We start from the raw sequence: 22,245 nt of genomic DNA, 5'->3' as shown, positions 1-22,245 counted from the left end.
AGCGAGAGTAACTCAATGTCCAACAACTACGATTCATCAAGTATCAAGGTATTGAAAGGCCTTGATGCGGTACGTAAGCGCCCAGGGATGTACATTGGCGATACCGATGACGGTACAGGCTTGCACCACATGGTCTTTGAGGTTGTCGATAACTCAATCGACGAAGCTCTTGCTGGCCACTGTGAAGATATTATTATCACCATCCACGAAGATGGTTCGGTATCGGTCAGCGATGACGGTCGTGGTATTCCGACAGAAATGCACCCGGAAGAAGGGGTGTCGGCAGCAGAAGTAATCATGACGGTGTTGCACGCCGGTGGTAAGTTCGATGATAACTCTTATAAAGTTTCCGGTGGTCTGCACGGGGTAGGTGTGTCGGTTGTGAACGCCCTGTCTGAAAAAGTTGAGCTGACTATCCATCGTGGTGGTGCTATCCACCAGCAGATCTACCATCACGGTGAGCCTCAGGCACCGCTGACGGTGATCGGCGAGACCGAGAAAACCGGTACCCGCATTCGTTTCTGGCCAAGCGCAGAGACCTTCAGCAACATTGAATTCCATTACGAGATTTTGGCAAAGCGCCTGCGTGAGCTGTCGTTCCTGAACTCGGGCGTGTCTATCAAGCTGATCGACAAGCGCGAAGAAGACAAGCAGGATCACTTCATGTACGAAGGTGGTATCCAGGCGTTTGTTGAGCACTTGAACCGCAACAAGACACCAATCCACCCGAAAGTATTCCACTTCAACTTCGAGCGCGAAGACGGTATCTCTGTCGAAGTGGCGATGCAGTGGAATGATGGCTTCCAGGAAAACATTTACTGTTTCACCAACAACATCCCGCAGAAAGACGGTGGTACCCACCTTGCTGGCTTCCGTGGCGCACTAACGCGTACCCTGAATAACTTCATGGATAAGGAAGGCTATTCGAAGAAAGCAAAAACTGCGACCTCGGGTGATGATGCCCGTGAAGGCCTAACGGCTGTTGTATCGGTGAAGGTGCCTGATCCTAAGTTCTCTAGCCAGACCAAAGATAAGCTGGTATCGAGCGAAGTGAAGCCGGCCGTTGAGTCTTCAATGGGTGAGAAGCTAGGTGAGTTCCTGCTTGAGAACCCATCTGATGCCAAGACGGTTTGTACTAAAATCATTGATGCATCACGTGCCCGTGAGGCTGCACGTAAGGCACGTGAAATGACACGTCGTAAAGGCGCGCTTGATCTTGCCGGCCTACCTGGCAAACTTGCTGACTGTCAGGAAAAAGATCCTGCACTGTCTGAACTCTACATAGTGGAGGGTGACTCTGCGGGCGGTTCAGCTAAGCAGGGTCGTAACCGTAAGAACCAGGCAATCCTACCGCTAAAAGGTAAGATCCTGAACGTTGAGAAAGCACGCTTCGACAAGATGCTGTCTTCGCAGGAAGTGGCAACGCTGATCACTGCGATGGGCTGTGGTATTGGCCGTGACGAATACAACCCGGATAAACTTCGCTACCACAACATCATCATCATGACCGATGCCGATGTCGATGGTTCGCACATCCGTACGCTACTGCTGACTTTCTTCTACCGTCAAATGCCTGAGCTTATCGAGCGCGGCCACATCTATATTGCCCAGCCACCACTATACAAAGTGAAGAAGGGTAAGCAAGAGCAGTACATCCAAGATGATGAAGACATGGGTCAGTACCAAGTGGCACTGGCGCTCGACAATGCGGCATTGTTTACTGCCGAAGGTGCACCTGCAATTTCAGGTGAGGCACTAGAGACGCTGGTTAAGCAGTTTAACAGTGCTGGCAAGCTAGTTACCCGCATGAGCCGCCGCTACCCGACGCTGTTGCTGAACGAATTTATCTACCAGCCACGCTTGCGTGGCGAGTCGCTGGCTGATCAAGCTGCGGTTGAAGCTTGGGCACAGCCATTGGTTGCGGCGCTGAATGCCAAGCAATCGGGTGAAAGCCAGTACACGTTCGAAACCATCCGTGATGAGGAGCAGGGCGTATGGTTGCCTAAGATCATCGTTCGCACCCACGGTGTTGAATACGACTACCCGCTAAGCGCCGATCTGCTGAACTCGAAAGAGTACGCGAAGTTGGCGGATTTGTCCGAAGCATTGCACGAGCTGCTTGACGACTCGGCCTATGTTCAGCGTGGCGAGCGCAAGCAGCCGGTAGCTAGCTTCAAGGAAGCACTGGACTGGTTGATCAAAGAATCGCGCCGTGGCCTAAGCCTACAGCGCTATAAAGGTCTGGGTGAGATGAACCCTGAGCAGCTTTGGGAAACAACCATGGATCCTGAGTCACGCCGCATGATGCAGGTAACCATCAATGATGCTGTTGCAGCTGATGAGTTGTTTACCACGCTAATGGGTGATCAGGTTGAGCCTCGCCGTAACTTCATTGAAGCGAACGCGTTGAACGCTAACCTGGATGTATAACCTGTTAGGTTAAATCATTGAATTAGAAGCGCCGCAGTTTATTGCGGCGCTTTTTTTTGATTTTTTCTCGTATAAGGGTTGGAAAAGAAGCAGTGCATCCGCATATCTAGTTATGAAGAGCAAGGTGCCGAAAGTCGGGCCTGCGATGGTCTTGTCCAATAGTGGAAAGCCGCTTCATCACAATTAGATTATTTTATTGCTTCCTAAGAAGGATATGATTTATGCGAAACCTAGATTTCACTCCTCTATACCGTTCTGCAATTGGCTTTGATCGTCTGTTCAACCAGATGGAGAAGAATGTTTCTAATGCCAATGCCGGTTACCCTCCGTACAATATCGAACAGCAAGACGACAACCACTACCGTATCACCATGGCAGTCGCCGGTTTTTCCGAAGCCCAGCTTGATATTACCCAGCAGCAAAACAAGCTGATTGTACGCGGTACACGCGAGCAGCATGAAGGCGACGCACGCCAGTACCTATACCAAGGTATTGCTGAGCGTGATTTCGAGCGTAAGTTCCAGCTTGCTGACTATGTCAAAGTGGTTGGTGCCGAGATGGAAAATGGCTTGCTTCATATCGATCTTGAACGCGAGATCCCCGAAGAGCAAAAGCCACGCAAAATCGCAATCAATGGTAGCCGTCTGCTAGAAGGTGAGTAAGCCTTCCCGCCAGTGCGCGTGATAACGGATAGATAAGTGAAAGGCCAGCAATGCTGGCCTTTGTTGTATTGGTGCTATCCGGTTGCCTGTTTCACGTGGAACAATTTAATATCCTGAATAGGCTAGGGCTGCGCGTGCTTGTGTTCACCGTAAGCTTTCGCGACTTCTTCAGCGATGATGGCAATACCGCGCTGCATAACTTCGTCGTCTTGCACGTAGTTCATTCGCAGGCATTCATGGCCGTGCTGCCAGTCATCTTGCAATCCAATAAAGAAGTACTCGCCCGGCACGATCAACACGCCCCGTGCCTTTAACCGTTGGTATAATTCCATGGTGCTGATTGGCAAGTCCTTAAACCATAACCAAAGGAACATGGCACCTTCTGGCTTGTGGATACGAAAACGTGTATCGGTAATGGCTTGCTGCAGCAGCTCTACCGCATGCTGAGACTTACGCAGGTAAAACGGCTTAATGACGTCTTCGCTTAGGCGCAATAGATCATGTTGCTCAATCATCTTGTGCGCAAGGGCGGGGCCGATACTGCCCGGAGCCAAACTCAACACGCCATTCATATTGGCAACGGCAGTGGCAATTTCCTCGCTGGCGACGACGATACCGCAACGTGCGCCCGGCAAGCCAAGCTTAGATAGGCTCATGCACAGGATAGTATTGTCATTCCAAACCGGGGTGACATCCTCAAAGATGATATCCGGGAACGGGATACCGTAGGCGTTGTCGATAATTAGCGGGATATTATGCTCGCGCGCGAGTTCATCGAGGTGGGCGATCTCGTCATCGGTTAGTACATTGCCCGTTGGGTTGGTTGGTCTTGAGGCACAAATTGCCCCCACGGTGTCATCAACAGTCAATTGGTTGAAGTCGATGTGGTATTTGAACATCCCGTTGTCCAGCAGGCTGATTTCCGGCCGGTACGAAATGAACATATCGTCACTTAACCCTGAGTCACCATAGCCAATGTACTCGGGTGCCAAAGGCAACAAGATTTTCTTCTTGTTACCTCCCGGGCATTCACCGGCAAGCAGGTTGAATAAATTAAAGAAGGCGCTTTGGCTGCCATTGGTCAGCGCAATATTCTTAGCACTGATGTCCCAGCCGTATTGTGCCTTGAGCATATCGGCGAGGGCATTGATAAAGATATTCTTACCCTGTGGCCCATCATAATTGGTGAGGGCCTGGGTGAGTTCGCCGCTAGCCGCCATTTGTTGGGTGAGGCGGTTAAAATACTCAACCATTTCTGGGATCTGCGCCGGGTTGCCACCACCGAGCATAATTGCATCGGGGTTGCGTAGGCCATCATTTAGATCATCCATCAATTGGGTGATACCTGAGTAGCGGGCGAACTTGTCACCGAATGTAGAAAACTCCATCTTTACTTCTTGCCTCGGACTTCAATTTTGTTTTTTGCGAATTGGTAGTGGTTATGTTGTGCTTTCCTTCAACATACCTTAATGATTCGTCTAGGGGAACCTTTAAACTATAGGCGAATACTGGTTGGAGGTTTCACGTGAAACACAGTGGTGGCAGTGGGCTAATGTTAGGGAACTGCTGTAGGGAATTGACTGAATGAAACTCGCCGATGTTTCACATGAAACAGGGCTCGAGTTTGTTGGTGGCGGCAACGTGGCTGAGGTGAATAGCTTGGTTGTTTGGCTAAGGTATAGCACGGGAGTTAGATAAGAAAAAACCCCGGCAGGCCGGGGTTTTGATATGGGTTGGTGCTAGCAGTGGTTACTTCTGCAGAACAGAAATATCAGCTACTTTTAGGAACTCGTTACGAAGCTGGTTAAGCATCGTTAGACGGTTCACTTTTAGCTGCTCGTCGTCTGCCATAACCATCACGTTGTCGAAGAAGGCATCGACATTGTCGCGCAGGGTGGCAAGTTCTGATAGAGCTTGCTGGTAGTCGCCTTCGGCAAAAACAGGCGCAAGGGTCGCAACCATTGCTTCAACTTTTTCAGCCAAGGCTTTCTCAGCATCTTCGACCAGCAGGTTGTTATCGATCGCAGCAGGTAGCTCGCCATCGAACTTAGCCAGGATGTTACCCACACGCTTGTTGGCTGCTGCCAACGACTCAGCCGCGTCGAGTGAGCGGAAGTGGCTCACTGCTTTAACACGCTTGTCAAAGTCTGCAGGCTGGGTTGGACGGCGTGCAAGCACTGCCTGGATAACATCAACGCTGTGGCCTTCGTCTTGGTACCAAGCACGGAAGCGGCCAAGCATGAAGTCGATAACATCGGCTTCGACATTGTCGTTAGTCAGCTTGTCACCAAACAGGGTACGCGCCTTAGCGATAAGATCGGTAAGGTCAAGATCGTAACCTTTTTCGACGATGATACGAAGCACACCCAGGGCGGCACGGCGTAGCGCAAATGGATCGCTGCCTTTCGGTGCCTGGCCGATGCCAAAGATACCCACTAGGGTATCTAGCTTGTCTGCCATCGCAACGGCGGCAGACACACCCGTGCTTGGTAGCTCGTCACCGGCAAAGCGAGGCATGTACTGCTCGTTAAGCGCCAGTGCCACTTCTTCGGCTTCACCGTCGTGGCGCGCATAGTGCATGCCCATAACACCCTGGGTATCGGTAAATTCGAATACCATTGATGTCATTAGGTCACACTTGGCCAGCAAACCAGCACGCTTAGCGTTGTCGACATCGGCATTGATCTTGTCGGCAATGTAGCCAGCAAGCTCGGTGATGCGATCCGTCTTGTCTTTGATAGTACCTAGTTGCTTCTGGAAGATTGCGCTTTCCAGCTCAGGCAGGCGATCAATTAATGGACGCTTGCGGTCGGTGTTAAAGAAGAACTCCGCATCGGCAAGGCGAGGGCGGACAACTTTCTCGTTACCTTCGATGATCTGGCGTGGGTCTTTAGACACGATGTTCGATACGAAGATGAACTTAGGCACTAGGTTGCCTTCGGCGTCGTAAACCGGGAAGTACTTCTGGTCGCCCTTCATGGTGTAAACCAAGGCTTCAGAAGGGACGTTTAGGAAGTCTTCTTCGAAAGAGGCGGTTAGGACAACCGGCCACTCAACCAAAGAGGTCACTTCTTCAACCAGCTCGTCTTCCAAGTCAGCGATACCACCCACTTCTTCCGCGGCTTTTTTCGCGTCAGCAAGGATGATAGCTTTACGTGCTTCGTAGTCAGCCATTACCTTGCCGCGCTCTTCCAAGATAGCAGGGTATTGGTCGGCATTGTCGATGGTGAATTCAGCTTCACCCATGAAGCGGTGACCGCGGATAATACGGCCTGAGTCCACACCCAGGATGGTTCCCGGGATCAGCTCGTCACCCAGAAGCATGGTCAGCGTTTTAACCGGGCGGATAAATTGGGTGTCTTTGTCACCCCAGCGCATTGGCTTTGGAATAGGCAACTTGGCAAGGGCATTGGCTGCCAGTGTGCTAAGTAGCTCTTGGGCCGGCTTGCCCTTGACTTCTTGCTTGTACAGCAACCATTCGCCCTTGTCTGTTTTTAGGCGTTCAGCCTGCTCAACGCTGATACCGTTACCGCGCGCCCAACCTTGTGCAGCCTTGGTTGGGTTGCCTTCGGCGTCAAAAGCCGCAGTGACTGCAGGGCCACGCTTTTCAACGACTTTGTCGGCTTGGCCTTCGGCCATTGCGGTTACTTTAAGTGCCAGACGGCGAGGGGCAGCAAACCATTCCACACCTTGGTGCGCAAGATCGGCTGCGGTTAGCTCAGCTTCGAAGTTGGATGCAAATGCTTCTGCCAGTGTGCGTAATGCTTTTGGTGGCAGCTCTTCGGTGCCCAGTTCGATAAGGAAATTCTTTTCGCTCATGCCAGATCCTTACTTGTTGGTTTTGCACATAGGGAAGCCAAGTGCTTCACGGGATGCGTAGTAAGCTTCGGCAACTTGCTTGGTTAGGTTGCGAATACGCAGGATGTAACGCTGGCGCTCGGTAACCGAGACAGCCTTACGGGCATCAAGTAAGTTGAAAGCATGGCCTGCTTTCAGGATACGCTCATAAGCAGGAAGCGGCAGTGGCTTCTCAAGTGCTAGTAGCTCCTGACACTCTTTCTCGCACTGGTCGAAGAAGGTGAATAGGAAATCAACGTCGGCGTGCTCGAAGTTGTAAGTAGACTGCTCAACTTCGTTTTGGTGGAAAATGTCACCATAGGTTACTTTACCTAGCGGGCCATCAGTCCAAACAAGATCGTATACAGAGTCTACGCCCTGGATGTACATTGCCAGACGCTCGATACCGTAAGTGATTTCACCCGTTACAGGCTTACACTCAAGGCCGCCAACCTGCTGGAAGTAAGTGAACTGAGTCACTTCCATGCCGTTTAGCCAAACTTCCCAGCCAAGACCCCAGGCACCCAGAGTTGGGTTTTCCCAGTTATCTTCAACGAAACGAATGTCGTGGATTTGGGTGTCGATACCCAGCGCTTCTACCGAGCCTAGGTACAGTTCCTGAATGTTGTCTGGTGATGGCTTGATGATCACCTGGAACTGGTAGTAGTGCTGAAGGCGGTTAGGGTTTTCACCGTAGCGGCCATCAGTTGGTCGACGAGATGGTTGTACATACGCTGCTGCAATAGGTTCTGGACCTAGAGCTCGTAGACATGTCATTGGGTGAGAGGTACCTGCACCTACTTCCATGTCCAAAGGTTGCACAATAGTACAACCTTGCTGGCCCCAGTAATCCTGCAGCGCGAGGATCATGCCCTGAAAGGTTTTAATATCGTATTTCTGCATTGTCAGCTTCGCGTGATTAATGGATTAATAGAAATTTCGTAACTATCCAGTATACCCCGACAGCCATTACGCTAGTAGCTCTTGTGCATGTTTTTTGGTCATCTTTAATGATTTTGCTTAAATTAGTTGGAAGGGGGGAAAGGTGTTCAAGCTCAATGGGGCAATTTTACATTGTTCTGATAACGGCAAATTTCCCAGCGCTACAATATAGCCTCTAAATACCGCATCATTTCGATGCGCCACAACGACATCGGCGCTAAGCCGAGACATAGGGATGATAAGATGGATTTGAGTATTTCACGCCGCTCTGGCAAATGGGCACGCAATTTAGCAATGGCAACGGCTGTCGCTGTTGTCGCAACAGGCTGTTCAACGACCAACCCATACACGGGCGAGGAGCAAACGGCCAAGGCGACCAGCGGAGCACTGATTGGTGCTGTTACTGGTGCGGCGATTGGGGTTGCCTCATCAAGCAAGAGCGACCGTGGCAAGGGGGCGCTAATTGGCGCGGCTTCAGGCGCAGCGCTTGGCGGCGGTATTGGTTACTACATGGATGTGCAAGAAGCTGAGCTGCGTAAGCAATTGCAATCAACGGGGATCAGCGTAACCCGAGATGGCGACAATATTGTGCTAAACATGCCGAATGAAATTACTTTTGGTGTCGACCAAACCGACCTGAGCACCCGAGCCAAGAAAGCCTTGTACAACGTTGCTATCGTTGCCAAAGAGTATGACAAAACCATGCTCAATGTTTACGGCTTCACTGATAGCACCGGTTCGGAGTCGTACAACCTGCGCCTGTCGCAAGTACGAGCGAGCGAGGTGACCAACCAGCTGGTTCGCGATGGGGTTGCCGGTAACCGTATTATTACCAAGGGCATGGGCGAGGCACACCCAATTGCCTCAAACTCGTCTGAACAAGGCCGTGCCGAGAACCGCCGTGTTGAGATCGTCTTGAGCCCAACATCGTAATCGCTCAGTGCTGACGATAAAGAAAGAGCCGAAAGGCTCTTTTTTTATCGGTTGATCCCTGTGGTAAAGCTGGTTAGAATTCACGCTCCTTTGGGGAGTAGCTTCTCGTCCCAACGAGATAAACGTCAACATAATTGAAGCAAAATCTTCATGGCGTTTATGACTCACGCAATCCTACTAGTGAGTTTAGCGAGACCATTGGCAAACCAGCATGAACCGGGGTGGGGCGTGCCTGTTTGTCTATGGTAAAAATAAATATCCTCGCCCCCAAGAGCACCCTGTGAGCGTTTTAGCTGTTTCTATTACTACCGTTGCCCTGGCTGAAATTGGCGATAAGACCCAATTATTATCGCTATTGTTGGCAAGCCGCTACCGCAAGCCCATTCCTATTATCTTGGCTATCTTTTTCGCCACCATTGCCAACCATGCATTGGCGGCCTGGCTCGGTGTTGTTGTGGCAGATTACCTGACGCCGGATGTTTTGAAGTGGGTATTGGTGGTGAGCTTTGTGGCCATGGCCGGATGGATTTTGATCCCGGATAAGCTCGATGACGATGAGCAGATCTCTAACCGGGGGCCGTTCATTGCCAGCTTTATCGCCTTCTTTATTGCCGAAATCGGCGACAAGACCCAAGTTGCAACCACCATGCTGGGGGCCAAGTACAGTGATGCACTCTGGTTGGTCGTGCTAGGTACGACCGTAGGTATGCTACTGGCCAATGTACCAGTGGTACTGATTGGCAAGTTATCAGCCGATAAGATGCCGTTGGGGTTGATCCGCAAGATAACCGCCGCCTTGTTTATCGGCCTTGCGGTGGTTGCGGGATTGGGCTTGTAATTGGTCTGCTCGCACATGATTGGCGTGATGTTTCATGTGAAACATCTCGCGGTATTTCTGGTGCTCGCAACGGTGTAGCCTAGCAAAGTGTGACCTTAGTTGCAGTGTGGATATTACCCGCATGATAAGGTGAAACCAGTGCCGATGAACGGTTGTTAGGAGGGGTTATGGAACGTTTTCTTGCAATTTCACCGCAAAGCCAATTCTGGTTATTTAATACCGCATTGGCGTTGAATATCTTGGGAATGGTGCTGACAGATATGTGGTTACCCATGGTGGTAGGCGCGATTATTACCACTTATCTTTCGGTCGATGCTTTGGTGCGCTTGCGTTATGTGACACCAATGAAAAAAGAAATCCGCAAACTGCGTCAAGATTTAGAGAAAGCCCATCAACAACTGCATGACAGCCAGTGAGCTGCATAACCGCGATTCGACCATGAACAATGAAAAAGGCAGCTCAATTGAGCTGCCTTTTTTAATCGGTGCCTTTTTTGATCAGGTAGCGGTATGGCAGGCTATCTGTTTCGGCGGCGACAAGGGTGTGATCCATAAAGCGGCAAAAGCTCGGAATATCACGGGTTGTCGAAGGATCATCAGCGATAACAAGCAGGGTATCGCCCTCCGCCATTTTTCTTACTGTCTTACGTACCATCATGACAGGTTCTGGGCAGCGAAGTCCTTCTGCTTCCAAGCTATGAGTTGGGTTTTCAAATATTGCAGTCATCGTTCTACACCTTGTTCTTAAGGTGCTGATGATACCGATGAAGAAGAATTAATCAATAAGGGTTGGCAAATAGGATTAAAACGTGTAACTTATTTAACAAGTCATTAACTTTATCTTCTAAAGGATTAGGAGGGATAGATATGTTGACTCAGATGGATCGATTAACCATTTACTGTGTGTTGTGCTTTATCACTTTTTGCTCTCTTGTTATGCGCAACCCGAATGAAATGAGTGTGTTTGCACTCGGCGGGCTGATCGCCGCCGCCCTTGGCCTTTGGTTTGAACTGACGAACTCGCCAGAGCTTGAAGAAGAAAATAATCAATAGGGCATTATTCGCTTAGACATCGACTACACTCCCCCAGTTTTCTTGGGCTTCCCCGCTTTTATAGCGGGATTTTTTTTATCTGGCGCGACATAATATCCATTGTCTCGATAAAAAAAGGTGGGTTATGGAGCTCGAAGAAGTTTATCGCCGTGACTTGAATCTGCTGGTGGCACTGAAAGTGTTGTTAGAAGAAGGCAGCGTCAGCAAAGCTGCGGTGCGTTTGAGCCTTAGCCAGTCGGCGATGAGCCGCGTACTGGGGCGCTTGCGGGATCTGATTGGTGATCCGCTTTTCACCCGCCAGGGGCAGCGGCTGCTGCCGACGCAGCGGGCACTGGAATTGAATGAGCAGCTCAATGAGCCGCTCGAGGCGATGCGTACCTTGCTGACGCCCAACGACTTCCGCCCCCAGGAGTGCGAGCAGCACTTTGTTATCGCCACTACCGATTACGCGATGCAAACCATCTTGCCATTCGCCTTGCCGCGTATCTACAGCGAAGCCCCCAAGCTGTCGTTGGAGTTTGCGCCGCTGCAGCATGATCATTTGATGACCCAGCTGACAACCGATGGTTGTGATATGGCGATCTGCCGGCCGATAGGCCCGGTTGATCCGCTATGTAGCGATCACCTCGGGCTTGTTAGCGTATTTTGCATGTTGTCGAAGCATCACCCCTTGGCGGATAAAACGCTTACGCTGGATGATTACCTCAATTATCCCCACGCCATGATAGCGATCAGTGATGGGGTGAAGGCGTTGATTGACGATGCCTTGCGCGATTATCCGCAGCGTAAAATGGTATTGCGGGCATATCACCTTGAGGCGGCGCTGGCTGTGGTTGACACCATGCCGCTGATCATCACCGTACCGGCTGACTTGGCGTATTTGGTGGCGGATAAGTTAGATTTGGTGATCAAGCCTTTGCCGTTTGAGCTCAAGCCATTCGACTATTCATTGATTTGGCACCAGCGATGCGAGCATTCGGCATCACAAATTTGGTTACGTAATTTGATTAAGGAAGAGTGCAGCAAGCTGATTGATAAGCGTATCCGGGATATGGGGTTTGTATAGCCTAGAAAGTGGCGTTGCATTGATAGCAATGAAAAAGCCGACAGTAAAACTGCCGGCTTCGATTAGCTAAAACAGGGGGTTTTATAGCTTAATCACCACGCGGCCAGTGATTTGGCCATTGGTGATTGCTTCGGCACAGTCTGCGACTTCTTCTAGGCTAACTTCGCGGCAAGCTTGCTCGAAAAAGCTTGCTGGTAGTAGTTCACCCAGCTTCTGCCACGCCTGCTGGCGTTTCTCGAACGGGCACATTACCGAATCGATGCCCAGCAGTTTTACATTGCGAAGAATGAACGGCATGACGGTGGTGGGTAGATCGAAACCGCCAGCCAGGCCACAAGCGGCAACCGCACCGTCGTAATCGACCTGAGCAAGCACTTTGGCCAATACCTTGCTGCCAACCGTATCTACCGCGCCAGCCCATAGCTGCTTCTCTAGCGGGCGGGCAGGTTCTTCAAGTTCGCTGCGCTCTACAATGCGGCTTGCACCCAAAGATTTAAGCAATTCGCCATTTTCTGATGCGCGGCCAGTCACGGCTGCCACGGTGTAGCCAAGCTGGGCCAATAGCGTTACGGCAACCGAGCCAACACCGCCACTGGCGCCGGTAACCAAAATTTCACCTGATTCGGGCTTCACACCAGCATCGACCAGTGCCTGCACGCATAGCATGGCAGTGATACCGGCGGTGCCAATCATCATGGTTTGCTTGCCGTCAAGGTTCGCTGGAAGCGGGACAAGCCAGTCGGCTTTCAGGCGGGCTTTTTCTGCCATACCGCCCCAGTGGCCTTCGCCCACACCCCAACCGGTTAGAACCACTTTGTCACCAGGCTGGTAACGATCATCGGAAGACTCAGCAACGGTGCCCGTTAGGTCGATACCCGGCACCATCGGGAATTGGCGAACAATACGTCCTTTGCCCGTGATGGCCAAGCCATCTTTGTAGTTTAGGGAAGAGTAGTCCACATCGATCAGCACTTCGCCTTCAGGCAATTGTGATTCGTCGATTTGGTCGATACTTGCGATAGTTTTTTTCTCTTCTTGGTTTAGAACCAGTGCCTTAAACATAGCTGTGCTCCGATTTAAAAAAGCGTCTTTGATGGGGTGAGTGTAGTCTTGATATCACTATGAATAAAATGAAACTTTGTCATTTTATGTATGCATCACATACATAGCTTGGCTTTAGGGCCTTATCGATAATAAAAAACCCGCCGAAGCGGGTTTTGTGAGGTTATTCAACCCGTTCGAACACTGTCGCTATCCCTTGACCAAGGCCAATACACATGGTCGCAAGACCGAATTGGGTATCATGGTGCTCCATGAGGTTGATCAGCGTGGTGGAAATACGCGATCCAGAGCAGCCCAGCGGGTGGCCGAGGGCGATAGCACCGCCGTTAAGGTTCACTTTGTCATCGACGCACTCGAGTAGCCCTAGATCCTTGGCGCATGGCAATGACTGTGCCGCGAAGGCTTCGTTGAGCTCGACCAGGCCAATATCTTCCATGCTCAACCCTGCACGCTTAAGCGCCTTCTGGCTGGCAGGAACTGGGCCATAGCCCATGATTGAAGGGTCGCATCCGGCAATCGCCATGGATTTAACACGGGCTCTAATGGTCAGGCCGAGCGATTTGGCTTTCTCTTCACTCATCACCAACATGGCCGAAGCACCATCTGATAGGGCCGACGAGGTACCTGCGGTGACAGTACCATTGGCCGGGTCAAACACCGGACGCAATGCCGATAGCCCTTCGACTGTGGTTTCCGGGCGGATCACTTCGTCGTAATCGAAGGTGGTCAGGATACCGCTTTCATCATGGCCTTCCGTGGCATAGATTTCATTTTTGAATCGGCCTTCGACCGTTGCAGCATGGGCTCGCTGGTGGGAGCGGGCGGCAAAGGAATCTTGCATCTCGCGGCTGATCCCATGCATTCTGCCTAGCATTTCTGCGGTGAGCCCCATCATGCCGGCGGCCTTTGCCACCGACTTGGATAGGCCGGGATGAAAATCGACCCCATGGATCATTGGTACATGCCCCATGTGCTCGACGCCACCGATAATACAGGTATCAGCATCACCCACCATGATCGTGCGGGCGGCATCATGCAGGGCTTGCATTGAAGAGCCGCACAAACGGTTTACGGTTGTCGCGCCTACCGTGTGGGGAATACCCGCTAAGAGAGCGGCATTACGGCCGACATTGAAGCCTTGTTCCAACGTCTGCTGGACACACCCCCAGTAGATATCTTCGATACTGGACGGATCCACCTGAGGGTTGCGGGCAAGCAGCCCCTTCATCAGGTGCGCCGAGAGATCTTCTGCACGGGTATGCCTGAAGGCGCCGCCTTTCGAACGACCCATCGGGGTACGGATACAATCAACAATCACTACATTATTCATTTTCTGTTCCTCATCCTTAAGTCGTGGTTAGGCGTTGGTTGGTGCCGGGTAGTAGGTTTCGCCCTTGGCCGCTTTTTCACGGAGTCCCTGCGGTACTTGGTAGACTGCGCCAAGGTGGGCTATCGAGTCTGCAAGGGCGACGTAATTTGCCAAGCCAATGGTATCGAGGTAACGGAATACCCCGCCACGGAAAGGAGGGAACCCAAGGCCGTATACCAGCGCCATATCGGCATCTGCTGGGCTTGCGATGATATCTTCCTCTAAGCAACGGACAACCTCGTTGATCATCGGTACCATCATGCGGGCGATGATTGTCTCGTCATCGTATTGCTGCGGGTTGCTTGCCACGGGGGCGATAAGTGCCGCGACATCTGGATCAATCGACTTCTTGGGCTTGCCCTTGCGATCGATGGAATAGCTGAAGAAGCCTTTGCCGTTCTTCTGACCATAGCGCTCTGCTTCGAACATCACATCGACAGCATCTTTGTAGTCCTTGCCCATGCGCTCAGGGAAGCCTTCGGCCATGACGGCTTGGGCGTGGTGTGCCGTATCAATTCCGACAACATCCAACAGGTAGGCAGGTCCCATCGGCCAACCGAATTGTTTTTCCATGATTTTGTCGATGTATTCGAAATTGGCACCATCGCGAAGTAGCATGCTAAAGCCGGCAAAGTATGGGAATAGCACACGGTTGACAAAGAAGCCCGGGCAGTCGTTGACCACAATCGGCGACTTGCCCATTTGGGCCGCGTAGGCCACAACACGATCAATGGTTTCGTCAGATGTCTTTTCGCCGCGGATAATCTCTACCAGCGGCATACGGTGTACCGGGTTGAAGAAGTGCATGCCGCAGAAGTTTTCTGGGCGTTTCAGTGAGCTGGCCAAGAGGTTGATAGGGATTGTCGAGGTATTGGAGGTGATCACCGTGTGTTCACCGACCTGTTGCTCAACTTCGCTCAGTACCGCAGCTTTGATTTTTGGGTTTTCGACCACGGCTTCGACAACCACATCGACGCTATCGGCACCGGCGTAATGCAGGCTAGGGGTGATCCCGCTCAGCACCTTCGCCATTTTGAAGCCATCGATACGGCCGCGCTCAAGCTGCTTGTTGAGCAGTTTTGTTGCTTCGCCCATGCCCAGATCCAGCGATGCCTCAGCGATGTCTTTCATCAAGACAGGAACGCCTTTTAGCGATGACTGGTAGGCGATACCGCCTCCCATTATCCCGGCACCCAGCACCATGCCTTTTTCTGTTGGTTTGCCGGACTTCACTGCTTTTTTCGCCTTGGCTTTGATGTACTGGTCGTTAAGGAAAATGCCGACCAGTGCTTGGGCAACCTCGGTTTTGGCAAGGGTCACAAAGTGCTTGTTTTCAATAGCCAGCGCTTCATCGCGATGGCTACGAGCCGCCTCCTCTATCGTTTTAACGGCGGTAATAGGGGCTGGGTAGTGTGGGCCAGCTGCCTTTGCCACCATGCCCTTGGCAATGGTGAAGCTCATTGTTGATTCGATTTTATTGAGCTGGAGCGGCGCCTTTTTCTGTTCACGTCGAGACTGCCAATTTAGCTTGCCGGCAATGGCCTCCTTGAGCATGGTGATGGCTGCGGACTTCAAGTTAGCTGGCTCGACGATGGCATCGACGAGGCCAAGCTTGAGGGCATCGGCGGCTTTCTTATCTTTACCCGCTGTGATGATCTCCATGGCAGAATCGGCACCGATCAGGCGTGGCAAGCGTACTGTACCGCCGAAGCCGGGCATGATACCCAGCTTGGTTTCAGGTAGGCCGATACGAGCCGTATTGTCTGCCAGGCGAAAATCCGTTGCCAATACGCACTCACAGCCACCGCCTAGCGCGTGGCCATTGATCGCAGACAGTGTAGGAACAGGCAGATCTTCGAGCTTGTTGAAGATGTCATTGGCGTGGGCAACCCACTGCGATAGTTCAGCTGCAGGCTTGGCAAATAAGCCAAGAAACTCGGTAATATCAGCACCGACAATAAATGCTTCTTTATTGGAGGTAAGAAGCAGGCCTTTAAGATCGGTTTGATGGTATAGCGCATTCAGGGCCTCGTTGAAGCTCTCCAGCGTTTTGATATCAAACTTATTGATTGAGCCTGGAGCATCGAGGTTCAGCTCCGCGATGCCATCTTCCAGATAGCGAACGGATAGGGTTTCACCTTGGTAAATCATGTTCTATCTCCGTGAATTCGAATTCCGGTCTTTGCCGAATTTTGATTTAACTGGTTTGACCTGTCGCCAGGTTAAATAATAGTCTGAACCTGTTCTGCAACTATTACAATAAAAAGTTTAAACAATTGTTTAACTTTTGATGTTGATTGTTAACTTTAAGCGTGGGTGCAATTGATGAATGGAGGCTGTGTCGGCTGGATATGGCTCTTTTTTCAAGAATAGCATTGAGAAGTTGGGAAATGCTTCTAAAGCTGCTCAAGACACGTTTGGCAAAACTAGTCTTTTGATGTTTCTCGCCTGTAAATGGTAATGCCGTAGTACGTTGCTGCGGCATTATTCATCGAAGGATCGATAAATATGAAGACAAAGCTAACAGGGCTGTCTGTGGCATTGGCGATGGCGTTATTGCCCATAAGTAGCCAGGCGGTCATGATGGTTAAGCCACCATCAGCAGCAACACCTGATGTCGACTGGAGCTGGGTGCCTGATTTGCCCCCCGGTGATCCGCTTTTTTCTCAACAATGGCATTTGCGTAATACTGGGCAAGCGGCCTTTGCAAAATCAGCAGGTACCCCTGGCCAGGACATGAACCTATGGCTTACCCATTTGCTGGGTATCCATGGTGTCGGAATCAATGTTGCTATCATTGACGACGGTTTGGAATTGGACCATCCGGATCTGGCTGCCAATATCCGCCCGGGCTCATGGGATCTCGTTAATAATGATAACGATCCTACACCCGACAACCCAACCGATAACCATGGTACTGCCGTTGCTGGGATTGCTGCTGCGGTAGGCTGGAATGCCATCGGTGGTCGTGGTGTTGCGCCAAAAGCGGGTTTGAAGGGGTTTAACTGGTTGCTCAACCAATCTATCGAAGGGTGGTTGATGTCCCATGGTGCGGCTGAAAACACCCAAGATAGCCGGGTATTTAACCAAAGTTATGGCTACAGCACGATTTACCCGGTGAAGTACGACTTATCTCAACCCAAGCAAGCACTGGAAGAGCAAGTCTATGCCGAGGTAACTCAGACCTCGCACCAAGGGCGCGGTAGTTTGTTTGTGAAGTCAGCGGGGAATAGCTACAACTATTTTTATGGCTGGCTGGGGGCCTCTCTTGGCGCGGCCTTTGTTTTGCCGGGGGACTACTTCGATAGTAACCGTTCTGGACCGGCAAATAACGGTTTGCCAATGCAAGATAGCAACCTGACGCCTACCAATGCCAACTATTGGAATTTGGTGGTGTCTGCGTTGAATGCTGATGGTGGCTTGTCTTCGTATAGCAGTGTCGGTGCCAATGTTTTTGTCTCTGCCCCTGGTGGCGAGTATGGCATCGATAAACCTGCGATGGTAACAACGGACTTGTCGGGGTGTGATGCCGGGAATAATGTGATTGGCGATAGCGGCAATGTGCTCCATGGCGGCCATGAACTCGATCCAAATTGCGATTTCATGGGGACAATGAACGGCACTTCTTCGGCGGCACCGAATACTTCCGGTGCGGTGGCACTTTTGATGTCGGCCAATCCCGCACTTAATTGGCGAGACGTTAAACACATTTTGGCCTCTACGGCGACCAAGACCGATCCACAGCATTCGGGAGCTGCGTTATCGTTTATCGATTCAACCGGCCAGTTGGTCGAGTATGATGCGATACCGGGCTGGCAGACCAATGCTGCCGGTTATGAATTTAATAGTTTCTATGGCTTTGGCCGGGTCAATATCGACGATGCAGTCATGATGGCATTGCATTATGCTCAGCCGCTTCCCCCGTTGATGATAACTGATTGGACACATAAAACTGTTGATAGCCAGATCCCCGATGCTAACTTGCTTGGGGTTGATAGTCATTTCCAACAAAGCGAGGATTTTGTTGTAGAGGCTGTGCAAGTCAAGCTCGATGTTGATCATCTGCGATTGCATGATTTGGCGGTTGAATTAATTTCACCGGCTGGTACTCGCAGTGTTCTGCTTTCCCCGCGTACCGGTTTGGTGAGCCAGTCGCTCGATAACTCTGTTACTGGCTTTGACCAACAACTGTTGCTATCCCATCATTTTTACGGCGAATCGGCTAAAGGGCAGTGGCGATTAGTTGTCAGGGATACCAACAGCGAGAGTAGCAGTTGGATTGCATACTTCGATTCAGCGAACATCTTTTCTATTCCACAAGTAAATAATGCCCAAGACGGCGTGTTGAAATCTTGGGATATTCGTTTCTTCGGTCATCAAGGGGGGTAACATGATGCTTCGTATATGTATTAGTGCGCTGGCGTTGTCAGTTTCGTTGAATGCCATAGCCGCTATTGAACCATTACCGCCATTACCTTCTGATTCGGTAATTCAGTGGCAGCCGGTAGGGAGCCTGGTGCTTGGTGGCCAGCCATACAGCAAGCTACAACCAGTGATTTCGGGCAAGCGTAGCAAGCGGGTAGCGCCTATGGTCACTGGAGGACAGCTTTTTATTGGTGATACGTTGTTAGCGAACGGATCAGCCGAGGGGCCAGTAGAAGTTACTGGGGGGCTATTTTTGCGCCTTTCCCCTGAGGTGAGTTCAATGGATTTGTTTAGGGAGCTCCAGCTGGAGTTGGTCTATGAACGTTCGGGTACTGCCTTTGTCCGTACTACAGGGCAGCAAAAAGATTTGCTTCCTATGTTGGCAAGTTTAGAAAATGATAGCCGTATCCAGCAGCTGCAATTGGAGTTGGTCGGGAATATTAATCGACCACAGTAAATGACAGGTGCGATAAACAAAAAGGAGGCTAAAGCCTCCTTTTTCTGTAGGGGGATTTGAGATCAAGAGCAAGTATCTGTGATATCCTGCCAGATTACCCACAATCACTGCAGCATAGCGTGCCATGACAGCATCTGAACCGTATTTGATCCCAGCCGCCGGGGCGAGCTTTGAGGAAGAAATAAAGAAAAGCCGCTTTATTACTTATCTAGCGCACACGCCTAATGTTGAAGCCGCTAAGGCGTTTGTTCAGCAAATAAAAGAAAAGCACTCGGATGCGAGGCATAACTGCTGGGCGTTTGTTGCCGGTCGACCTGAAGATTCAATGCAGTGGGGGTTTAGTGATGATGGTGAGCCATCGGGGACGGCCGGTAAGCCTATATTGGCACAGCTGACAGGCTGTGGCGTTGGTGAAATCACCGCTGTTGTCACCCGTTACTCTGGTGGGATCAAGCTGGGTACCGGCGGTTTGGTCAAGGCTTATGGCGGTGGTGTGCAACAGGCACTTACTGTGTTGCACACCAAAGAAAAGATAATAACTTCAGTGCTGGCCCTAAGCTGCGAGTATAATCAGGTATCGCTGGTGGAATCGCTATTAGCTGAATATACAGGGCGCCAAATTGAGGCTGACTATGGCAATCGAGTCGATATGACCATAGAGCTAGACACCCGCTTGGTGGCTGAGTTTTGTGCCAAGTTGACCAACCGAAGTGGTGGGCAGGTTGTCGCAGCCCCTAAAACGGTTTAAATGCCGTATCGCAATATTATTTATTTAAGGATGAGAGCCAAGCAAGGCCATGCAATTTCGTTCCATTATTAGGATAGTCGGGCTACTGCTCGCACTTTTTAGTGTCACTATGCTGGCACCTGCTTTGGTTGCACTTATATATAGAGATGGTGCAGGTTTCCCTTTTGTCGTAACTTTCTTCCTGCTGTTTGCCGGTGGCGCACTATTATGGGTGCCAAACCGTCATTATCGGCGAGAATTAAAAGCCCGTGACGGCTTCTTGATTGTTGTGCTGTTTTGGACGGTAATTGGTAGTGCAGGTGCTGTACCGTTTATTTTGGCCAAAACGCCAGATCTTTCTATGACCGATTCTTTCTTTGAATCTTTCTCGGCGCTTACCACAACCGGAGCGACGGTCATAGTTGGCCTTGACCATCTACCCAAGGCGATTTTGTTTTATCGCCAGTTGCTGCAATGGTTTGGTGGTATGGGGATCATCGTCTTGGCTGTAGCAATTTTACCGGTACTCGGGATCGGTGGTATGCAGCTTTACCGTGCTGAAATTCCAGGCCCGGTGAAAGACAGCAAGATGACCCCTCGAATTGCCGAAACAGCCAAAACTTTATGGTATATCTATTTGGCATTGACCTTAAGCTGCGCCGCGGCATTTTGGCTTGCGGGGATGTCAATATTCGATGCTATTTCACATAGCTTTTCCACGGTAGCGATAGGTGGATTCTCAACCCATGATGCCAGCATGGGGTATTTCGATAGTCCGACGATAAATATGATCACTGTTGTGTTCCTATTGATATCGGCCTGTAACTTTTCTCTTCATTTTGCCGCCTTTGCCAATGGTGGTATCCACCTAAGAACATACTGGCGTGATCCAGAGTTTCGGGCCTTTTTGGCTATTCAGGCAATTCTACTGGCAATTTGCTTTGGCTTATTATTAAAACACCATTCTTACGACTCCTATTATGATGCGTTTGATCAGGCCCTGTTCCAAACGGTATCTATCTCGACAACGGCTGGCTTTACGACGACCAGTTTTGCGGAGTGGCCACTGTTCTTGCCTGTTTTGCTGTTGTTTTCATCTTTTGTTGGCGGCTGTGCGGGGTCGACCGGAGGTGGCATCAAGGTGATTCGTATTTTATTGCTATTTCTTCAAGGGGTCAGGGAGCTAAAGCGGCTGGTGCACCCTCGAGCGGTGTATACGATCAAGGTTGGTAATAAGGCACTGCCACAGCGAGTTGTCGATGCGGTGTGGGGGTTCTTTTCAGCATATGCACTGGTGTTTGTTATTTGTATGTTGGCACTTATTGCCACCGGACTTGATGAGTTAACGGCATTTTCAGCCGTTGCCGCCACCTTGAATAACCTTGGCCCAGGTTTGGGCGAGGTTGCTGTTCATTTTGGTGAGATCAATGACCCAGCGAAATGGGTACTGATTATTTCAATGCTATTCGGGCGTTTGGAAGTCTTTACTTTGCTGGTGCTATTTACGCCTACGTTTTGGCGTAGTTAATTTCAGATAAGGAAATGTCGTGGAAAAAGTACTTCTTCTTCATTCAAGCAGTGATGGGCAAACCATCAAAATTATGCGCCATATTGAAAAAACATTGGGTGAGGAGTACCAGTGCGAGTTAGTGGACTTAAATCAGCTTCCTCAAATCGACTTTGCACAATATGGGCGCATCTTAATCGGAGCGTCGGTTAGGTATGGCCACCTAAATAAAAAGCTATACGAATTTATTGACCATAACCTTACTTCGCTTAAAAAACACAAGGTCGGTTTCTTTTGTGTCAATCTTACAGCGCGTAAAGAAGGTAAGAATACGCCAGAAACAAGTGCGTATATGAAGAAGTTCCTTAAAAAGTCACCTTGGCAACCTAAACTACAGGCTGTTTTTGCGGGGGCACTACGTTATCCGCGCTATACCTGGTTTGACCGTGTCATGATTCGGTTCATTATGCGAATCACCGGGGGGGAAACTGATACTAGTAAAGAGGTGGAATACACTGATTGGCCGAAAGTGGCATTGTTTGCGGAAGAATTTAAGGCTTTTTAGCCTGTTTTTTATGGCTTTGGCTTAAAAAGTGTTCGAAAGGCCGTTTTTGGTGATTTTTTTATGATTTACCCCTTGCCAACGTGATCGAAGTCTCTATAATGCCACCTCACCGACACGGAGCACGGCAACTTAGCCAGCAACGTATCGGATTGTTCTTTAACAATTTGACCATGCAATCTGTGTGGGCACTCGTGAAATGATAGTCAATAGATTTATCAATGAAACTGAGTGACCAAATCGAATCGCAAGATTCGGCACAGTCAATTCATTCATTACTTCGGTAATGGATTAACAGTATTCATTGAGCCGCATCTTAGATGCAACAAAACTTTAATTGAAGAGTTTGATCATGGCTCAGATTGAACGCTGGCGG

Annotated in this window: 19 protein-coding genes and 1 riboswitch; of the genes, 12 read left to right on the top strand and 7 right to left on the bottom strand. The window is 50.3% G+C overall.

Going from position 1 to position 22,245, the window contains the following annotated elements:
* The first annotated feature begins 15 nt into the window (after positions 1-15).
* Together gyrB and ibpA are read left to right on the top strand one after the other, a co-directional pair.
* The gene (gyrB, locus tag C9I98_RS23850) at positions 16-2,430 is read left to right on the top strand and encodes a DNA topoisomerase (ATP-hydrolyzing) subunit B (RefSeq protein WP_036831844.1); all 2,415 of its coding nucleotides are present in this window, start codon (positions 16-18) and stop codon (positions 2,428-2,430) included.
* Positions 2,431-2,651: 221 nt separating this feature from the next.
* Positions 2,652-3,092 carry a small heat shock chaperone IbpA gene (gene ibpA / locus C9I98_RS23845; RefSeq protein WP_036831847.1) on the top strand — a complete coding sequence of 147 codons (441 nt, stop codon included), beginning with the start codon at positions 2,652-2,654 and terminating at the stop codon, positions 3,090-3,092.
* 122 nt (positions 3,093-3,214) lie between these two features.
* Here ibpA and C9I98_RS23840 read toward each other — a convergent pair whose 3' ends face one another.
* The 3 genes from C9I98_RS23840 to glyQ form a co-directional block, all read right to left on the bottom strand.
* On the bottom strand, positions 3,215-4,480 hold the full coding sequence (locus C9I98_RS23840; RefSeq protein ID WP_036831853.1) for a valine--pyruvate transaminase: 1,266 nt from the start codon (positions 4,478-4,480) through the stop codon (positions 3,215-3,217).
* Positions 4,481-4,841: 361 nt separating this feature from the next.
* Positions 4,842-6,911 carry a glycine--tRNA ligase subunit beta gene (gene glyS / locus C9I98_RS23835; RefSeq protein ID WP_036831854.1) on the bottom strand — a complete coding sequence of 690 codons (2,070 nt, stop codon included), beginning with the start codon at positions 6,909-6,911 and terminating at the stop codon, positions 4,842-4,844.
* A 9-nt stretch (positions 6,912-6,920) separates the two neighbouring features.
* On the bottom strand, positions 6,921-7,832 hold the full coding sequence (gene glyQ / locus C9I98_RS23830; protein WP_036831856.1) for a glycine--tRNA ligase subunit alpha: 912 nt from the start codon (positions 7,830-7,832) through the stop codon (positions 6,921-6,923).
* Positions 7,833-8,114: 282 nt separating this feature from the next.
* Between glyQ and C9I98_RS23825 the strand changes: the two genes are divergently transcribed.
* The 3 genes from C9I98_RS23825 (at position 8,115) to C9I98_RS23815 (ending at position 10,058) form a co-directional block, all read left to right on the top strand.
* On the top strand, positions 8,115-8,804 hold the full coding sequence (locus C9I98_RS23825; protein ID WP_036831858.1) for a YiaD family glycine zipper/OmpA-like lipoprotein: 690 nt from the start codon (positions 8,115-8,117) through the stop codon (positions 8,802-8,804).
* Between the two features lie 87 nt (positions 8,805-8,891).
* Positions 8,892-8,992: riboswitch (yybP-ykoY riboswitch) on the top strand.
* A gap of 92 nt (positions 8,993-9,084) precedes the next feature.
* The gene (locus C9I98_RS23820; RefSeq protein WP_036831865.1) at positions 9,085-9,642 is read left to right on the top strand and encodes a TMEM165/GDT1 family protein; all 558 of its coding nucleotides are present in this window, start codon (positions 9,085-9,087) and stop codon (positions 9,640-9,642) included.
* A gap of 167 nt (positions 9,643-9,809) precedes the next feature.
* A complete protein-coding gene (locus C9I98_RS23815) occupies positions 9,810-10,058 on the top strand; it encodes a hypothetical protein (protein ID WP_036831861.1) in 249 nt (82 codons plus the stop codon).
* A gap of 61 nt (positions 10,059-10,119) precedes the next feature.
* On the opposite strand, the gene tusA is transcribed toward C9I98_RS23815, so the two are convergent.
* Positions 10,120-10,368: a sulfurtransferase TusA gene (gene tusA, locus C9I98_RS23810; RefSeq protein WP_036831863.1), complete on the bottom strand. Its 249-nt coding sequence runs from the start codon at positions 10,366-10,368 to the stop codon at positions 10,120-10,122.
* 140 nt (positions 10,369-10,508) lie between these two features.
* On the opposite strand from tusA, the gene C9I98_RS23805 reads away from it, so the two are divergent.
* A complete protein-coding gene (locus tag C9I98_RS23805) occupies positions 10,509-10,694 on the top strand; it encodes a hypothetical protein (protein WP_107272554.1) in 186 nt (61 codons plus the stop codon).
* 124 nt (positions 10,695-10,818) lie between these two features.
* Positions 10,819-11,760 carry a LysR family transcriptional regulator gene (locus C9I98_RS23800; protein ID WP_107272553.1) on the top strand — a complete coding sequence of 314 codons (942 nt, stop codon included), beginning with the start codon at positions 10,819-10,821 and terminating at the stop codon, positions 11,758-11,760.
* 81 nt (positions 11,761-11,841) lie between these two features.
* Here C9I98_RS23800 and acuI read toward each other — a convergent pair whose 3' ends face one another.
* The 3 genes from acuI to fadB all read right to left on the bottom strand — a co-directional run bounded on the left by acuI (position 11,842) and on the right by fadB (position 16,342).
* A complete protein-coding gene (gene acuI / locus C9I98_RS23795) occupies positions 11,842-12,822 on the bottom strand; it encodes an acrylyl-CoA reductase (NADPH) (protein WP_107272552.1) in 981 nt (326 codons plus the stop codon).
* A 163-nt stretch (positions 12,823-12,985) separates the two neighbouring features.
* Positions 12,986-14,152: an acetyl-CoA C-acyltransferase FadA gene (fadA, locus tag C9I98_RS23790; protein ID WP_036829690.1), complete on the bottom strand. Its 1,167-nt coding sequence runs from the start codon at positions 14,150-14,152 to the stop codon at positions 12,986-12,988.
* A 27-nt stretch (positions 14,153-14,179) separates the two neighbouring features.
* Positions 14,180-16,342 (bottom strand): fatty acid oxidation complex subunit alpha FadB, encoded by a 2,163-nt coding sequence (fadB, locus tag C9I98_RS23785; RefSeq protein ID WP_036829691.1) that lies wholly within the window; start codon positions 16,340-16,342, stop codon positions 14,180-14,182.
* Positions 16,343-16,699: 357 nt separating this feature from the next.
* On the opposite strand from fadB, the gene C9I98_RS23780 reads away from it, so the two are divergent.
* The 5 genes from C9I98_RS23780 to hemG all read left to right on the top strand — a co-directional run bounded on the left by C9I98_RS23780 (position 16,700) and on the right by hemG (position 21,872).
* Positions 16,700-18,580: a S8 family serine peptidase gene (locus C9I98_RS23780; RefSeq protein WP_211318345.1), complete on the top strand. Its 1,881-nt coding sequence runs from the start codon at positions 16,700-16,702 to the stop codon at positions 18,578-18,580.
* Between the two features lies 1 nt (position 18,581).
* On the top strand, positions 18,582-19,073 hold the full coding sequence (locus C9I98_RS23775) for a hypothetical protein (RefSeq protein ID WP_036823772.1): 492 nt from the start codon (positions 18,582-18,584) through the stop codon (positions 19,071-19,073).
* A gap of 124 nt (positions 19,074-19,197) precedes the next feature.
* Positions 19,198-19,821 carry a YigZ family protein gene (locus C9I98_RS23770; RefSeq protein ID WP_036823767.1) on the top strand — a complete coding sequence of 208 codons (624 nt, stop codon included), beginning with the start codon at positions 19,198-19,200 and terminating at the stop codon, positions 19,819-19,821.
* 49 nt (positions 19,822-19,870) lie between these two features.
* The gene (locus tag C9I98_RS23765) at positions 19,871-21,328 is read left to right on the top strand and encodes a TrkH family potassium uptake protein (protein WP_107272551.1); all 1,458 of its coding nucleotides are present in this window, start codon (positions 19,871-19,873) and stop codon (positions 21,326-21,328) included.
* A 19-nt stretch (positions 21,329-21,347) separates the two neighbouring features.
* On the top strand, positions 21,348-21,872 hold the full coding sequence (gene hemG / locus C9I98_RS23760; RefSeq protein WP_036828504.1) for a menaquinone-dependent protoporphyrinogen IX dehydrogenase: 525 nt from the start codon (positions 21,348-21,350) through the stop codon (positions 21,870-21,872).
* The last annotated feature ends 373 nt before the right edge of the window (positions 21,873-22,245 follow it).

The sequence above is a fragment of the Photobacterium sanctipauli genome (genome assembly GCF_003026495.1).
In the GTDB taxonomy this organism is placed as follows: Bacteria; Pseudomonadota; Gammaproteobacteria; order Enterobacterales; family Vibrionaceae; genus Photobacterium; species Photobacterium sanctipauli.
Note: the sequence above shows the minus strand (reverse complement) of the source record. Positions and strands in the feature narration are given on the sequence as shown.

Bases quoted from the DNA above. Each gene is read 5' to 3' on its own strand.
- gyrB (WP_036831844.1), top strand. From the start codon at position 16: ATGTCCAACAACTACGATTCATCAAGTATCAAGGTATTGAAAGGCCTT.
- ibpA (WP_036831847.1), top strand. From the start codon at position 2,652: ATGCGAAACCTAGATTTCACTCCTCTATACCGTTCTGCAATTGGCTTT.
- C9I98_RS23840 (WP_036831853.1), bottom strand. From the start codon at position 4,480: ATGGAGTTTTCTACATTCGGTGACAAGTTCGCCCGCTACTCAGGTATC.
- glyS (WP_036831854.1), bottom strand. From the start codon at position 6,911: ATGAGCGAAAAGAATTTCCTTATCGAACTGGGCACCGAAGAGCTGCCA.
- glyQ (WP_036831856.1), bottom strand. From the start codon at position 7,832: ATGCAGAAATACGATATTAAAACCTTTCAGGGCATGATCCTCGCGCTG.
- C9I98_RS23825 (WP_036831858.1), top strand. From the start codon at position 8,115: ATGGATTTGAGTATTTCACGCCGCTCTGGCAAATGGGCACGCAATTTA.
- C9I98_RS23815 (WP_036831861.1), top strand. From the start codon at position 9,810: ATGGAACGTTTTCTTGCAATTTCACCGCAAAGCCAATTCTGGTTATTT.
- tusA (WP_036831863.1), bottom strand. From the start codon at position 10,368: ATGACTGCAATATTTGAAAACCCAACTCATAGCTTGGAAGCAGAAGGA.
- C9I98_RS23805 (WP_107272554.1), top strand. From the start codon at position 10,509: ATGTTGACTCAGATGGATCGATTAACCATTTACTGTGTGTTGTGCTTT.
- C9I98_RS23800 (WP_107272553.1), top strand. From the start codon at position 10,819: ATGGAGCTCGAAGAAGTTTATCGCCGTGACTTGAATCTGCTGGTGGCA.
- acuI (WP_107272552.1), bottom strand. From the start codon at position 12,822: ATGTTTAAGGCACTGGTTCTAAACCAAGAAGAGAAAAAAACTATCGCA.
- fadA (WP_036829690.1), bottom strand. From the start codon at position 14,152: ATGAATAATGTAGTGATTGTTGATTGTATCCGTACCCCGATGGGTCGT.
- fadB (WP_036829691.1), bottom strand. From the start codon at position 16,342: ATGATTTACCAAGGTGAAACCCTATCCGTTCGCTATCTGGAAGATGGC.
- C9I98_RS23780 (WP_211318345.1), top strand. From the start codon at position 16,700: ATGAAGACAAAGCTAACAGGGCTGTCTGTGGCATTGGCGATGGCGTTA.
- C9I98_RS23775 (WP_036823772.1), top strand. From the start codon at position 18,582: ATGATGCTTCGTATATGTATTAGTGCGCTGGCGTTGTCAGTTTCGTTG.
- C9I98_RS23770 (WP_036823767.1), top strand. From the start codon at position 19,198: ATGACAGCATCTGAACCGTATTTGATCCCAGCCGCCGGGGCGAGCTTT.
- C9I98_RS23765 (WP_107272551.1), top strand. From the start codon at position 19,871: ATGCAATTTCGTTCCATTATTAGGATAGTCGGGCTACTGCTCGCACTT.